The organism is Marinobacterium sp. xm-d-564 (genome assembly GCF_013283345.1).
In the GTDB taxonomy this organism is placed as follows: domain Bacteria; phylum Pseudomonadota; class Gammaproteobacteria; order Pseudomonadales; family Balneatricaceae; genus Marinobacterium_E.
This window is the reverse complement of sequence record NZ_WBYO01000006.1, coordinates 1-14,545: the sequence shown is the minus strand read 5'-3', so window position 1 is coordinate 14,545 and position 14,545 is coordinate 1. Positions and strand designations below refer to the sequence as shown.

Genomic DNA, 14,545 nt, shown 5'->3' with positions numbered 1-14,545 from the left:
CAAATAACTGAAAGAATTAGGCTGGTTTATTGGTCAACCAAAGATATTGATAGGGGCGCAGTGTCACTTGTGCCAGCCGGTCATCAAACACCTCTCCACTAACGAGATCTGTCCACTCATCGGTGATCACCAGGTTCAACTGCGACAAATTAAAGGTCTGCGGCTCATTGGTGATGTTATAGACGGCAAAAATACTCTGGGAGCGATTGATACTTTGACGCCAGAATGCAAACAGCGATTCCCCTGTGTGCAAGGTGTACATGGTCGCGTTGGGGTGAAAGGCCGGCTGCTTGCGACGAACCTTCAGCAGAGCCTGCATCGCTTCGAACACCTTTTTGTGATGGGTCTCTGCAGAGAGCTGTTGTTCCAATCGATCAGCATCCCACACATGACGATTGATCGACCTAAAGCTACCCGTGTGCTCGATGCGTTCGACATCATTTTCTGTCGCTAACAATGAATGAATGTAGAAAGCCGGAACACCCTCGAGCGCCATCATTACTGCTGCTGCACAGATAAAGCGTGCAAACTGAAGCCCATCAGGACCCGACTGATGCGTGCCAGCCATAGCATTCCAAAGGCTAATATTGATCTCATAAGGCTTGGAGTTTCCTTCGGCGTCCGTTCGACAACTGACTCGACCACCAAACCTCTGCATGGTGCCAATTAGGTTGTCGATCTCCCATTCGCTCAGCAGCCCTTCAGTCGGTCGCAAGCCAACACCATCATGTGACGCGATAAAGTTGAGATAGGTTGTGCCATATTGGGCAGGAGGCATAGTCATCAACCACTGCTTCAAATGAGTGCAATCACCTGTCACCAGGGTATTAATCAGTAACGGAGGGAGGGAAAAGTTATAAATCAGATGCGCTTCATTAGCGTTACCAAAGTAGGTGAGGTTTTCCGAGTTGGGAATATTGGTCTCGGTAATGATGACGGCGTCCGGTGAGTGGTGCTCTATGAGCAGTCGTAGCAGCCGTATCACCTCATGAGTCTCTGGCAAGTTGATACTGCTGGTGCCAGGCACCTTCCACAAAAAAGCCACCGCATCGAGGCGGAACCAACGTATCCCCTGCTCCAGATAGAGATGTATGATCGAGAGAATCTCTAGCAGCAGATCTGGATTAGTAAAATCTAGATCGACCTGATCATGACTGAATGTGCACCAAACGTGCTTCTCGCCATTCACAGTACGTACCTCTTTAAGAAGAGGCGAAGTTCTGGGGCGAACCACCTGCGACAGATCCCATTCAGGCTCGGCTTCAAAAAAGTAACCCGCCCCTGGATCGATCCCTTTTTTGTAGTTCTCAAACCAGAGGCTGCGACTTGAGCAGTGATTAATGACCAGGTCACCCATAACCTTAAAAGATTGGGTCATGGAACGGATATCAGACCAATCTCCACAGCTGGGATTGACCGTGGTGTAGTCCATAACACTGAAGCCATCATCGGAACTGAATGGAAAGAATGGCAGCAGATGAACCACCGAGATGCTCTCTGAAAGACGACTCTTTACAAAGTCATTCAATGTCTTAAGGGGCACTTCAGCCTCTTTCCTAAGCGAGTCAGCATAAGTGATCAGCATGACATCAGACTGATCCCATATATTTCGATGTGGTTCAGGAGAGGGGGTATCCACTGAGACCCGCATAACTTCCAGACACTGCCGGGTCAGTTCGTGAATATCCCTATCAGGGTAGAGAGCCGTTAGATGTGCGGCTACGCGTTGCTCAAGCGGAGTGTGGTTTAGTGTCGTCATGATCAACCCTCCCCAAATTCGCTCATATCCGCTTCGACCGCATCTAAAATCATCTGCTGCACATCTGGGCAGGCACTGATCACGCGGTTCCAGCTTGGTACAAAGGGGGTCTCCATTGGATGATCCAAGAAGTGAGTTCCCGCCTTCATAATGTTTTGAGCGAACAGCTCAACAGCCTGCTCCTCATGGTGAACGTCTAACTTCAAACCGTTGATCAGTGCGTCATTGCGGTAGGTCTCCACAAAATCGAGAGCAATCCGGAAGTAGGTTGCCTTAATGGTTCGGAAGGTCTCTTGATTAAAGACAATGCCATTGGTCGCCAACTTTCTGAACACCGCTTTGGTAATGTCGATCGACATTTTAGAGAGTCCGGCATTCTCATTATCGAGCGAGATGTCCTGATGTTTATGATCGTAGATGTCGGCAATATCAACCTGACAGAGGCGGTTGTTGGAGTAGTTGCGAGTCATCTCACTTAATACGCCAATCTCCAGACCCCAATCGGATGGGATACGAATATCATTCATCACATCGCGTCTGAACGAAAACTCGCCCGCCAAGGGGTAGCGATAACTGTCTAGATACTCCAGATAATCGAGAGGCCCACACACTTTCTTCAGTGCTCTTAACAGCGGGGTAACCAACAATCGACTGACACGACCATTAATCTTGCCGTCAGCCACCCGCGCATAGAACCCCTTACAGAACTCGTAGTTGAAGTTGGGGTTGGCAACCGGGTAGATAAGTCGCGCCAGCAGAGAACGATCGTAGGTCAAAATATCACAGTCGTGCATTGCCACAGACTCGGCAACACCCGATGCCAATACATAACCCATGCAGAACCAAACATTCCGCCCCTTACCGGGTTGATCGGGGGATAGCTGATGACTTTGCAAAATCTCATCAACGGCACGCAGACGTGGGCCATCATTCCAGAGCACTTTGGTATTTTGTGGAAGATCGGAGAAAAATTTTAAGGCATCACGGTACTGCTGTTCATCGGCCCTATCTAGACCGATCACGATCTGTGACAGGTAGGGGACCTGCTTTAGATGCTCAAGAATATTGGGCATCGCTTCGGTCTCCAACTCCGAGTAGAGACAGGGTAGGATCAACCCCATTGGCCGCTGCTTAGAGAACTCCATCAACTCTGATTCAAGCGCTTCAACCGGTCTATCTGACAAATTATGCAGCGTTGTAATGATACCGTTTTGATAAAAATCGCCCATGAAATACTCCTAAATTAAAATGCATCGGGGAATCGATCAGTGATCAAGGCCTTAACCGCTTGATACCAACCCTCTGGCCCGCAAAGATCTGTTTGAATCACCTCACCTGAGGCATTAATAACTGGAAAGCTATGAACGGGAGATCGAACCTGTATGGCAATATCCGCCATCTCAAGCATCGCGCGATCGTTCTCACCATCACCCAGCGCAACACTCTCGACACTACTGTTCCAAAGCGTTTTATACTGATCGATCAACCACGCAAGAGAGAGCGCTTTTGATACTTCACCTTGCAGGTGGACAAAACGCCCCCCTTTAACGACTTGGATACCCACCTTCGCTAGAGATAGCGCAAAACGTTGAAGCTGCTCTTCAGAGTCTCTCCAGACCAGGGGTTCGCTGAAGTTCCTATCCAGAGCTAACTGAGCCCGTTCAAGCGAGAGCCCGGTCAAAGCAGCCATCTCATCAGCAGAGACCTCCGACAGACCATAGAAGTTGAACTGCGATCTGAAAGGCTCAACTCGTGACAAAATTTCAGAGCGTGTCAGGCCAAGATTGATGACGTTAAACCCGAGGTGCTCTTGCATCTCCCAATCAGCTGCTAACTGACTCCCCTTGGGCAGATAAATAGCTCCACCGTTCTCGACACTGAAGGGGTGTGAGTTGGCCAACTGGCTTCGCAGCGCAATCAACTCAGGTGCTGTTTTACTGGTATTGAAAATCCAAGGGATATTCAGCCGATTTAATAGCGGAAAGAGTGTGTCCGCGGGCGCGGCACTATAGGTGTAGTGATCTAGAAGGGTTCCATCCAGATCGGTAGAGAGCAGTAGTCGACTCATAACAGTTCATCTAAGTATTCGTTATGAAGCTACTGCAAACAGGGTACCAGAAATTATAAACCTTTGTTTTTATAGGATAAAATATAAACAGATTGAGAGTACGCACCAAAAATGCACAGTCAATGGGCAGAGTTATGCACCATGATGGTGCACACCTAACGACCGCCTAGTGGCTTAGTAGCGATTAGGGTTTCAGGATCTGTGAGACCGGCACCAACTGCGCACCCTGAAGAGAGAGCAACTCGGCCGTCTGCTGCATGTGCTTGGGAGAGATCGCGCAACAACCACCGATTAACCGAGCACCCGTTTCAAACCAATCCAGCGCCAGTTCGGCATACTGATGCGGGGTAAGATCTTTACGCTCCATCAACTCGGCGACCGAGTTACCAGCAGCCAGGGGCTCAACAGATGAGAAGCCATTAGCGTAGGCACCAAAGGGTTTGTGATGGTCAGCGATCTGTTTCAATGCTGCAGGCACCTCCTCGGGTGCAGAGCAGTTGATCCAGTACCCATTGGGATCAAACTCTTTCACAGCGGTTAAGAGATCTTCTATCGACCCCCCTGATCTCAACAGACCATTGGGTTCAACACGGATACCAAGAGTAAAAGGCTTACCGGTCTCTTGTGCCGCCCGGCATGCAGCACGCGCTTCAGTGGAGTTGCTCATCGTTTCGATCATTAACAGATCAACCTCTGGCTGCAGCGCACAGATCAATCGAAACTCATCTAACAGGCTTTGGTAGCTGCGTGGCGGATTGGGTAAATAGCTCCCCTCAATCGGAGCCAACACACCTGCAATATCAAAATGAGTGTCAGAGGATTCACGAATGGATTCAAGCGTTTTGCTGCCCAAGCTGTAGATGGACTCAATAGGATGAGTGACACCCGCTCGCTTGAGACGAGTTGGGGTCGCGGTGTAGGTATTTAGACAGAGTGTTCTCGCACCAGCATTAAGATAATCCGAGTGCACCTGACGAACAATATCAGGCTGGTTCATCATAACTTCGACAGACCAGAGAGCGTGACGTGGCTTGCCCGCACGCTGAAAGATCTCCTGACCTACACCACCATCCAAAAAACCAACGTTAACCAAAACCCTAACACCTATTGTTAAATTATCTGCCTGAACGGCTACGCATGAGGTATCGTATACGGCACAAAAGCTAAACGGGTTGCTACCCTAGCGAAATTTGTAATCTATGAATAGAGCTCAATTCAGGCAAATGACATGAACAGAAAAATATCCATCATCACGATCGGTTTACTGGCAATGATCGGTTTATCCGTTTTGGGTTACCAACACTACACCCAAGAGACCGATGGGAAGTATTTTAGAGAGTGGCATTCGCTTCGTACTGACAGCTTTAAGGAGGTACGGCGTAATTTTTCACCACTGGACGATATGGCCAAAGAGCGAATCTCTTTTCAGCCAGAGCTGATCAAGAAGTATTCGGCCAATCTAGTCAAAGCGACACAGCCCTTAGCTTCCCAGTTTGAACCTAAAGCCCCCTGGGGTGATGCTAATGCATCGATCTGGAGCGAGGGTTCTGAATTTCAATCGATGATGGCGGAGTTTGTTGCAACCACCGAGAAACTTTCAGAAGAGACTCCAAACGATCTGAAGCGTTTTCAAGACACACTGCACAGCCTTAGAAACCAGTGCATAGAGTGCCATAAAAAATATAAAGATTAGGCGGTAGTGACCAATAAAAAGGCCGCTCTATTTGAGAGCGGCCTTTTTGGTATTGGGTGAGTCTTTCGATAAGCCGGGTTCTGTCGTGGACAGTCATTCATCTAGGATTAGGATCACTCCTAACCTCCAGCGACCTACCCGGACCTAGCGTGGGCCACGCCTAACAGGTCCCTATTTGGTCTTGCTCCGAGTGGGGTTTACTTTTTACTCAATATTACGTAACAAACAACTATTTTGTACCACTTTTTGTACTACCAAAACAACCCAAATTGTTTAATTACGCTCTACCAAAAACACATCAATCACAACAACTCATGCTCAGCCAGCGAGTACGAATCCTTCTTAGATACGAAGATGTGATCTAGCAGTTGTATGCCAAACAACGCCAGTGCATCTCTAACCTTGCCTGTTAACACCCGATCTTCATCCCTAGGTACTACGTCACCCTCTAAATGATTCTGACACAGCACTACAGCCCCAGCATTGAGTTCTAGAGCCTTACGAGCAATTATCCTCAGCATAATGCTAGATACGCTCACAGGGCCTCTAAAGAGCCTCTGGAAGCTGATCATCCTGTACTGGTTATTCATGAACATGGCGCATAGCCATTCGTCTTTGTCACATGCCAGTCTTATCCGCAGATAGTTCTGTATCTCTACTGGTAATGCCAGGCCATTCTCTTCGCTGAGCTTGTTCTGGATGATCTTAAGCGCAGCATTGATGACCTGCTGCTCTTGGTTTGTAAATTTAGTCATGGGCTTATCCCCTAGTTGTTAGATTCCACCCACAAGAATCAGACTTCGGGAAATGAGCCCCTTGGATAAATACAACTAGGGGGGGGTATGTGTGATCAGTAAGTTGTGTAAGTAAGTAAAACCCTCTCACCAAACGCGAGGGGTTTTACGTATGGCTAGTCTGGTCTGGTCTGATCTTTTGCTGAGCAAGCTCGTCCAAAAGTGGTGAACCCCTATATAAGAGTAAAGATATAAGTAATACCAAATATGGCGGTAATGATTGGCACTGAAGAGGAACTAGGGAGTAATGGTAAGCGGGTATGTCCCAGGGTATACCCCCTAGTTTTGATAACAGCCCAACATGACCTGCCAGGCAAAATCGTTCCATTTTTCTATAATAAAAAATTAAAACAAAACTAAACTTCAGAACTAGCAGTCAATACTGTTCATCTCGTTGCTTAGCGCTGGAGCAGTAGCGAAGTTAGCGAAGCGACACGGAGCTACGCCACTCCATAAGCGCGAAGGATAAGAGATGATGCCACTCCGTTAGGAGTGGCAAACATCGATTGAGAGATGGCTAGTTCAGTGGCTGTATTCGGCACATAGGTGTCATTGAATGATCACGTTAACTTTGCAGGCCCAGCGAAGCTTTTTTATGAACCCTGATCAGCCAGATCTTCTTCAAGTTTGGCTCTGCATAGGTCAGCAAACTGAGTCAGAACATACAATGGTTTATCCCCATCATAGAGCTTGAGTTTCACGCCAAACTGACGCGTGACTTCGTTGAAACTAGTCATCACTCCGTGGGCAAGAGGGCACGTTTTGGAGTCGAACCAATAAAAGTGGCTGCCCCAACAGTTGTGAGGCTCACATATACTATAAATTTCAAAAACGAAACCGCCTTCCTCTACGCGCTCAACAGGATGCTCCACAGCTCCGTTGTGCACGTATTCAGCCAACCACTGCTCTACTTCTACTTCGCCTTCAAACAAACTATTCCACTTCAACCGGTAATCTGGTTTATCGATGACATCGGTTAAATAGTCAGGCCCTTCATGTTTTCCTACTTCGTCGATCCAGTGGTCCCAAGAACAGTGCGAAGCCAACTCAGTCAGAATATACAATGGCTTATCCCCATCATATAGCTTCAGCTTCACGCCAAACTGCCGGGTGGCTTCGTCGAAACTAGTCATCAACCCGAAAGCCTTAGGGCAGGCTTTAGAGACGACAAAATGAAATTGGCTGCCCTGACAGTTGTTAGGATCACACAGACTGTAAATTTCAAATTCGAAATCGCCTTCCCGTACGAGCTCAACTGGATTTTCTTCTGCACCCTTATCCAAGTATTCAGCCAACCAGGTTTCTACGCCCGTCTCACCTTCAAACAAACTGTCCCACTTAGCACGGTAGATTGGTTGATCAATGACATTGGATAAAGTGTCAGGCAGAAGTTTTTCTGGATACCCGTAGAATTTTTCTAGTGCGTGCACTCCGACGAAATCGTCAGGCGCTGGATTGTCCTCCGCATAAACAGGCACAGTCAAAACAGCTACAAGCTGAAGTAAAAACATCATGAGCAGTTTTTTGATGGCTGTGTAAAGCAGGTCTATCATCGTTTTGATTCCATAATCACTTCCTAGAAACGTTATTAATTTGATTCTAGTACAATTAAGGGCTGCTTTGTGCCGTTTTTCGTTCCTAACCCAGTGTCTCTTGTGGGGCGTGAACAGCCGCCAAACCTTAATTTAAAGCGGACGGATTAAGTATCACCAGGTTTTTGATTATCCGTCCGAACTCTACCCAAGCGCCTAGTTACAAGAACTCACAAACATGAACTTATCTGTACGTTCATGTACGTCAAAACACGTTCTGTGTAGAGGTTTGTATGTAAAGGTTCTTGGAGGAATACGTGAGAACTAGGTGTATGGTCGTGTAGGTAATTCAGGAGGGCTAGTTTTGGAGTATGTACCAGTAACAATGAGAGGCTGTTACCGGCACAAAGCAGCAGTTCTAACTTGATAGATAACGGTTAAATTGACGTCCCAAGTCTATCTAATCGCGTTCATTGTGACTATCTCGATGAAGTAGATAGAGCTGATCCACCGTTGCAAATGCAGTCACAGCGACACATAACAGTAGGTATTTTTCGTAGTAATCAACGATAGATGCGTTTAACAAAAGACCAATAATAGGCGCCAAACCGACTGCAATCATAATGCATAAACTGAAAGAGTCCCTAAACAAACGCAATTCCTCTAGAATTCTATTGGAGACTAATATAGATTGCATTCAACAAGGTTTAATATAGAAATATAGACTTGATCACTTGGGTCTGTTCTGCTCCGCTTGGGGCACTTCGTTCAACGACACAGAACAAACATTTTCTTAAATGTAGTCAGAACAGGCTGAGCCCCCTTTATAGGTACAAGGTTTAAACCTGATGGCCAAAGGATGCTCCTATCACAAAGAATCGCGTCCTATAAGGATTTAACCAATCGTTGGAACTCAGCGTTGTTTCGCAAAAGAGATCTGCCCGCTTTTATAAGTCTATCGACCTCCTCTGGCATCAGGTTCAGGCTGGTTGGAATCTGGTTGAAGAAAGCCCGATCCTCCATATCTTCAATATCAGCTAACGCCACCGTTACAAAATAGCTATCGACTCTATGATCGCGCGTCGATAACGCGTCGTTCCACGACTTAAAGAGTTTTCGAATCAACTCAATGGTAGAGGCGTTGTAGCGATGCAATTGGATATCGGTCAACGCATTTAACGTCTGCTGAAGGTTTGGCTCTTTTTCTGACAACCCAATGCCGTACGTCGCATCAGTCGACGCATCCACTGATATCAAAACCGATTTAGAGTCGCTGCGCCGGCCCATCTCTTTGAAAAACGATTTTATACCACCATGAAGCTCAACCACTTCATATAACGACCTCAATCCAAGGTTGTCGGTGATCCCACCGTCGACGAGGTGAAGATAACGATAATGTTCTTTGTCTTGTGCCAGTTTTACGATACCGGATAGAGCCTGACTGATCTCCTGGTTATCGACGTTATCCTTTGCACGCTCCATTGTTTTGACTAGCGGCGATATGTCACAGGTATCGTAATTCTCTACAACGACAGGCTCAAAGAGAACAGGTACACCCGCCGATGCCGCAACCGCATTTGCAACAGGCATGGAATTCAAATTCGAGCAGAGCAGATTGAAGAAATCCTGAACGAATGAGACGCGTGCGCCAGTGCTAAGATCCGACGCATTGATCAAGATCATCGGTGCATTGACGCGACGCATATCGGCATAGGTTGAATCACCAAACACAAACTCTCGATAGACATTTCTGGCTGTTTCGCCACGACTTTGAGGCGAAAGCACGCGATTTATGCTCAGCAGCCGGTCTGTGATCTCTTTTTCGATGTTACGGTATAGAAACTTCGATTCGAAATCGGTAAAGATCTGATTACCGTAAAGACCATAGTAAGCGGCCGTAAAACTGCCACCCGATACAGCGCTGATCACTTTCACATCATCGAGCAGTTGACGCTGGCCATTACCCGCACTGGAAACAGTATCGCGGAGCTCCAAGAGTACACCGTACGAAAGCGCGGCCGCTCTTGTACCCCCTCCGGAAAACGCGAGGATGATACTGACGCCGGTATCTTCTCGTTGACCGTAGACCTCTTTTAATGAGTAACTCGACTCAGACAGCGTAAGCTCTTGTGCTTCGTTTTGAATCACAACAGTGGAAGCACAACCACTCAGAATCATCACCAGCAATAACACTGTATAGCGTAAGTACACCATAACCCTCTGCTCGGAAACTCGTTTAACTGCAAGAAGTACAAATTATAAAAAAAAAAAAGATCTGAACAGCCGTATGCGGATATTTTAATCGCCCGCAGAGGTGGAACGCGCGTATGAACGTGGCTAGAGCAAGTCTTGATGCGATGGCCGATGCAGCAGAGACTAAACGTAAGCCAGCAATGAAGTTACGCGTTGCATAAATACAATATAACCACCCCAGCGAATCCATCAAGAAGGAAACCATAGTGTAATCCTCCCAAAGCCATTGAGTGAAATATCCGGCACGTAGTTGCATTAGAGAATACTTAAGGTCTCAAAAGGGTCGGTTTCTGCCGAAACGTACTCCTTCTCCGAAAGGCACAAAGTCGCCGTTCGCCTCTAGAGCTTGAGTTTACCGGTCAAATGATTTTTCACCGCTAACCACTCTTGAGCGATAATCGAGTAAACCACTGTGTCTCTGTACGATCCATCTGCCAGCTGCTGATGATTCCTGAGAATTCCATCTTGCTTAGCGCCTAGTCTGGTGATCGCGTTACGGGATCTCTGATTCATAAAATGAGTGCGAAACTCCACAGCTATGCACTCCAGATGCTCAAACGCATGTGTAAGCATCAAAAGCTTACACTCAGTGTTCACGCTGGTTCTCTGGACGCTTTTAGAATACCAAGTCGAACCGATTTCCATTCTTTTGTTGGCCCCATCGATATTCATAAAAGTTGTCATACCGCATAGCTTCCCATTTTCGATAAAACGGACGACAAACGGCAGCATTGATCCTTCGTTCTGAAGTTTTAACCGTCTTTCTATCTCGGTTGCCATTCCGTCTGGGCTTGGAATCGTTGTAAACCAGAGTTTCCATAGCTCCCCGTCAGAAACAGCATCAATTAATTCATCGAGATGATTTGGTGACAGCGGTTCTAAGAGCACGTTCGCTCCTTTCAACACAACTGGAGATACAAAAGACATCGGGACTCTCTCATAACGGAAGGCGTTAAGAGTTTATCAGTATTTCAAGATGACCGATAAGGGTCGTCTTTGACTACTCAGCTAGGCTTCGGTTATCGGCACATAGCATCAGCTCATACTATATCTACGATTTTTCCATCTTCTAACTTAAGGATTCGATCTGCACGATCCAAAATCCTATCATCGTGTGTAACTAGAAGTGTTGTTGTTCCTCTAGCTGCACCAAGCCGCTTAAGAAGGTCAACCACATCTGATGCGCTATCTTTATCCAATGCCGCAGTAGGCTCGTCTGCAAGTACCAATGTAGGATTCCCTACCAATGCTCTTGCCACAGCCACTCTTTGCTTTTGTCCACCTGAAAGATTGGCAGGGAGATAATGTAACCGACTTGATAAACCTACCAAATGTAACGCTTGTTCAGCGGCTTTGTATGCTAATTCATCAGACACGCCCGAACGAACTTGAACACCCATAACAACATTTTGGATCGCTGTTAAACTTTCATGCAGGTTATGAGCCTGAAAAATAAAACCTAAACGCTGACGAATTGAAGTTAGTTTTTCATGGGAAGCTCCATTTAACTCTTGATCAAGTAAGTTAATTGATCCCTCATGAATTGATCTCAAACAACCTATCAATGTCAATAACGTTGTTTTTCCTGAGCCTGATGGCCCCATCAATACAGTTAAGCTTCCCCTTGGTAACTCTAAATTAATATCAAAGAGAGCTTGCTTACTTGCCTCACCACTCCCGAACCAAAAGTTCAGATCTTTAACAGCAACGACTGGCTTATCCACAATGATTTCCCCTTAAAATAAGTCGGCTGGATCAGCAGCTGCTAGACGCCTAGTGGCGATCAAACCAGAAAAAATTGAGAAAATTACAGTACCAATAAACACTGATACCGCCATTAGAGGCGTCATGGTCAATGGTAGATTCGTCATTTTCCCCATGAAAGTTAAAATGAAAGTCCCTACAATTAACCCTGGCACAAAACCAAAAAGACCTAGAATTACTGCCTCTTCAACAATAATGCTTTGGAAGAACTTATTACCATAGCCCATCGCTTTAAACGTTGCATACTCTCTCAAGTGGTCTGCAACATCAGCGGATAGAACCTGATAAACAATCACTATTCCAACCAACACACCTATCAAAACACCAAAGCCAAAGATCAGACCTGTAGGCTTCTGAGTCTGCTGGTATTGAACATCCTCATTTGAGGCTTCTGAGTAACTACGCAATCTGAGGGATTTATCTGAGATTAGAGTTTTTAATCGACCTACAACTACTTCGGTATCAGCTCCTGCGCGAAGTTTCAGTAAGATGTGATCGGGCGCTGACGAACTCCGAGATGAAAAAAGGGATAGGAACGTCTGGTCAGATACAAACATATAACCATCACCACCAAATCCACCACCCCCTGAAAATGTATCAATAGCCGTAAGTGTTTTATTAAGAGTTTCAAAATTAAGTGGTGTTTGCGGTCTGATTGCAGCTGCCTCTTCAGAAGACAACCCTCTCGCCAATCGATCCAAAACTCCTGAATTTTGAATCTGAAGCAACCTTAAATCTTTAGAAACATCATCTGAAATAAAATCGGGTTTAAGAGGGTCAACACCAAACGTAGTCAGTGAAATTGATTTTTCTCGCCTATCCCAAGGAACATTGCCGACAAACAATCCTGTAGCGCCTACTACATCAGAATCTGATAAGGCTTTCAGCATCCATTGACGAGCGACATTTCCACCTTCAGTTAGTGAATTTGCATCAACAGCAGAAATCATAATGTCCGCTTGAAAAAACTCATAAGGTCTTAATGTGGCAATCTCCACAGAATTCATAATGCCTAGTTGGACGAACACCAGAACATTTGCGAAGGCCACACCAGCTAGTGCTGAAGCAAATCGGCTACGCTTATAAGTTAGCTGTAACCACCCTACAGGTAGTCGACCAAGTATTCGCTGAAGTAAGCTACTCATTTATCCAACCTAATACTTGCTCCGCTATCAATACGAGCTATAGCCTCAAGGTTGGTATAACGGGAAGCTATTTTAGAAGATGCTTGGTCAAGCTTAACCAACACTGTAAACACTCTGGCATCAGAGTTGGCGGCAGCGTCATCTGATATAAGTCCCTGTCGTCCAACAGTTATACCAATCTGTTGGACTGTTCCTAGTAATTTTTCTTTTAAAGAATTTGCAGTCAGCTCCACAGGCTGTCCAACCTTTACCTCAACAATACGATCTTGCCAAATCTCAACTTCAGCCATCATTTGTCTCGTGTTCCCCATTTCCATTATCCCATCGACAGGCGGGCGCTGACCTGGAGTTACATGAATATCCAGAATGGTACCTTCTATAGGCGCTCGAACAACGGAACGATTTAGATCTAGTTTAGCTCGTGCCAATTCAGCTTTTGCAGATTCAAAATTTCGTTTTGCAACCACTACATCAGGTTGCTCTTCAATGTCTATCGATGAAAATCTAGCCAATGTGGCCTCCGCACGAGTGACTGATTGCAGTGTTTCAAGCTGGCGAGATTTAGCAGAATCAAGTGCGGCAGCGGTTGTTAAGCCTTTATCTTTTAATGCCTGTGTACGTTCAAAATTGGCTTGAGCATCTATAGCTGAAGCCCTAGCCAGATCTAAGCTCGCTTGAGCTTCATCTCTACTGGCTTGAACAGCGTGTTTAGTTTGTATAACTGAAGCTTCCCGAACAGCCAGTCCAGCTTCAGCAAGTAATACTGCACTTTCAAGAGTATCTCTATTATCGAGATATGCTAAGGGATCATCCTTAGATACTTCATCACCAATCGAGACATTAATTTTTGCAACTCGTGCATCACCTGCACCGTATGGAGATGCAACTATCGCAATATCACCTTGAGGTATGATTTTAGCTAAACCAACCACATCACTGGGAAGTAAGGTTAGTTCCATTTCTTTAGGAAGGTTGATTTCTGGAGGAATTGCAATTGGTGACTTAGATCCTGCACCAGGCTCTAAGCCTGTCAAAATGTAAAATTTTTGAAGCCCTGGTGGCTGGAAATACATTCCTAAGACAGCACCTAAAAACATAAATAAAGGGAGAATCAGAATGATTAAATATTTCATTTTAAAACTCATCTTTGGAGTTTTAGGGGCATTTTCTGGGTAATTGATTTGTAGGGGCAGATCCGAATCTTGTTGCTTAACCATAGCGCCTTCTCATCTTTATAAAGATTTCAAATAATGTTTCTGCGAATGTACAAGCAATATACCGCTTAATCGCTAGAACTTCACAACTGCGGATACTTTATATTAGATAATTCTAATATTCAATACTATCAAGCACCTTCTTCCCAAGAAAAACGCTATACACCAATTAGAGTCTCTCTACGAATGTCTCTTATGGGTCGTGTTTGACCGCTAAGCGGGGCTACGTCTAACGGCACAAAGCTGCCGTCTCTGCTAATACCTCGAAGGGGCTCGCTTCAAGCCAAAACCTATAAATATTTCACCTGCCAGACGCTCAAGGC

Annotated in this window: 13 protein-coding genes; 1 reads left to right on the top strand and 12 read right to left on the bottom strand. The window is 45.8% G+C overall.

Annotated elements, in window-relative coordinates; genetic code table 11:
• Positions 1 to 16 precede the first annotated feature (16 nt).
• The 4 genes from XMD564_RS07605 to XMD564_RS07590 all read right to left on the bottom strand — a co-directional run bounded on the left by XMD564_RS07605 (position 17) and on the right by XMD564_RS07590 (position 4,920).
• A complete protein-coding gene (locus tag XMD564_RS07605; protein WP_173508089.1) occupies positions 17 to 1,759 on the bottom strand; it encodes an alpha-amylase family glycosyl hydrolase in 1,743 nt (580 codons plus the stop codon).
• 2 nt (positions 1,760 to 1,761) lie between these two features.
• Positions 1,762 to 2,988 carry a glycosyl transferase gene (locus tag XMD564_RS07600; RefSeq protein WP_173481286.1) on the bottom strand — a complete coding sequence of 409 codons (1,227 nt, stop codon included), beginning with the start codon at positions 2,986 to 2,988 and terminating at the stop codon, positions 1,762 to 1,764.
• Positions 2,989 to 3,002: 14 nt separating this feature from the next.
• Complete coding sequence (locus tag XMD564_RS07595; RefSeq protein WP_173481287.1) at positions 3,003 to 3,827, bottom strand: mannosyl-3-phosphoglycerate phosphatase; 825 nt, start codon at positions 3,825 to 3,827, stop codon at positions 3,003 to 3,005.
• A gap of 184 nt (positions 3,828 to 4,011) precedes the next feature.
• Positions 4,012 to 4,920 (bottom strand): homocysteine S-methyltransferase family protein, encoded by a 909-nt coding sequence (locus XMD564_RS07590; protein ID WP_173508088.1) that lies wholly within the window; start codon positions 4,918 to 4,920, stop codon positions 4,012 to 4,014.
• 135 nt (positions 4,921 to 5,055) lie between these two features.
• On the opposite strand from XMD564_RS07590, the gene XMD564_RS07585 reads away from it, so the two are divergent.
• On the top strand, positions 5,056 to 5,520 hold the full coding sequence (locus XMD564_RS07585) for a cytochrome c (RefSeq protein WP_173488701.1): 465 nt from the start codon (positions 5,056 to 5,058) through the stop codon (positions 5,518 to 5,520).
• Between the two features lie 302 nt (positions 5,521 to 5,822).
• Here the strand turns inward: XMD564_RS07585 and XMD564_RS07580 are convergent, their stop codons facing one another.
• The 8 genes from XMD564_RS07580 to XMD564_RS07545 form a co-directional block, all read right to left on the bottom strand.
• Positions 5,823 to 6,275 (bottom strand): JAB domain-containing protein, encoded by a 453-nt coding sequence (locus tag XMD564_RS07580; protein WP_173508087.1) that lies wholly within the window; start codon positions 6,273 to 6,275, stop codon positions 5,823 to 5,825.
• Between the two features lie 632 nt (positions 6,276 to 6,907).
• Entirely contained in the window at positions 6,908 to 7,867 is a 960-nt protein-coding gene (locus tag XMD564_RS07575) for an Ivy family c-type lysozyme inhibitor (protein WP_173508086.1), read from the bottom strand.
• Positions 7,868 to 8,306: 439 nt separating this feature from the next.
• Positions 8,307 to 8,468: a hypothetical protein gene (locus XMD564_RS07570; protein WP_173506017.1), complete on the bottom strand. Its 162-nt coding sequence runs from the start codon at positions 8,466 to 8,468 to the stop codon at positions 8,307 to 8,309.
• 263 nt (positions 8,469 to 8,731) lie between these two features.
• Positions 8,732 to 10,060, bottom strand: a complete 1,329-nt coding sequence (locus tag XMD564_RS07565) for a patatin-like phospholipase family protein (protein ID WP_173506016.1) — start codon at positions 10,058 to 10,060, stop codon at positions 8,732 to 8,734.
• A gap of 378 nt (positions 10,061 to 10,438) precedes the next feature.
• Complete coding sequence (locus XMD564_RS07560) at positions 10,439 to 11,026, bottom strand: GNAT family N-acetyltransferase (RefSeq protein ID WP_173506015.1); 588 nt, start codon at positions 11,024 to 11,026, stop codon at positions 10,439 to 10,441.
• 113 nt (positions 11,027 to 11,139) lie between these two features.
• Positions 11,140 to 11,823, bottom strand: a complete 684-nt coding sequence (locus tag XMD564_RS07555; RefSeq protein WP_173484693.1) for an ATP-binding cassette domain-containing protein — start codon at positions 11,821 to 11,823, stop codon at positions 11,140 to 11,142.
• 12 nt (positions 11,824 to 11,835) lie between these two features.
• On the bottom strand, positions 11,836 to 13,008 hold the full coding sequence (locus XMD564_RS07550; protein ID WP_173506014.1) for an FtsX-like permease family protein: 1,173 nt from the start codon (positions 13,006 to 13,008) through the stop codon (positions 11,836 to 11,838).
• Positions 13,005 to 14,225 (bottom strand): HlyD family efflux transporter periplasmic adaptor subunit, encoded by a 1,221-nt coding sequence (locus XMD564_RS07545; RefSeq protein WP_173506013.1) that lies wholly within the window; start codon positions 14,223 to 14,225, stop codon positions 13,005 to 13,007. The genes XMD564_RS07550 and XMD564_RS07545 overlap by 4 nt, the downstream gene beginning before the upstream one ends.
• Positions 14,226 to 14,545 lie beyond the last annotated feature (320 nt).

Excerpts from the sequence above, each read along its gene's own strand:
- XMD564_RS07605 (WP_173508089.1), bottom strand. The coding sequence starts at position 1,759 with ATGACGACACTAAACCACACTCCGCTTGAGCAACGCGTAGCCGCACAT.
- XMD564_RS07600 (WP_173481286.1), bottom strand. The coding sequence starts at position 2,988 with ATGGGCGATTTTTATCAAAACGGTATCATTACAACGCTGCATAATTTG.
- XMD564_RS07595 (WP_173481287.1), bottom strand. The coding sequence starts at position 3,827 with ATGAGTCGACTACTGCTCTCTACCGATCTGGATGGAACCCTTCTAGAT.
- XMD564_RS07585 (WP_173488701.1), top strand. The coding sequence starts at position 5,056 with ATGAACAGAAAAATATCCATCATCACGATCGGTTTACTGGCAATGATC.
- XMD564_RS07580 (WP_173508087.1), bottom strand. The coding sequence starts at position 6,275 with ATGACTAAATTTACAAACCAAGAGCAGCAGGTCATCAATGCTGCGCTT.
- XMD564_RS07575 (WP_173508086.1), bottom strand. The coding sequence starts at position 7,867 with ATGATAGACCTGCTTTACACAGCCATCAAAAAACTGCTCATGATGTTT.
- XMD564_RS07570 (WP_173506017.1), bottom strand. The coding sequence starts at position 8,468 with ATGATTGCAGTCGGTTTGGCGCCTATTATTGGTCTTTTGTTAAACGCA.
- XMD564_RS07565 (WP_173506016.1), bottom strand. The coding sequence starts at position 10,060 with ATGGTGTACTTACGCTATACAGTGTTATTGCTGGTGATGATTCTGAGT.
- XMD564_RS07560 (WP_173506015.1), bottom strand. The coding sequence starts at position 11,026 with ATGTCTTTTGTATCTCCAGTTGTGTTGAAAGGAGCGAACGTGCTCTTA.
- XMD564_RS07550 (WP_173506014.1), bottom strand. The coding sequence starts at position 13,008 with ATGAGTAGCTTACTTCAGCGAATACTTGGTCGACTACCTGTAGGGTGG.
- XMD564_RS07545 (WP_173506013.1), bottom strand. The coding sequence starts at position 14,225 with ATGGTTAAGCAACAAGATTCGGATCTGCCCCTACAAATCAATTACCCA.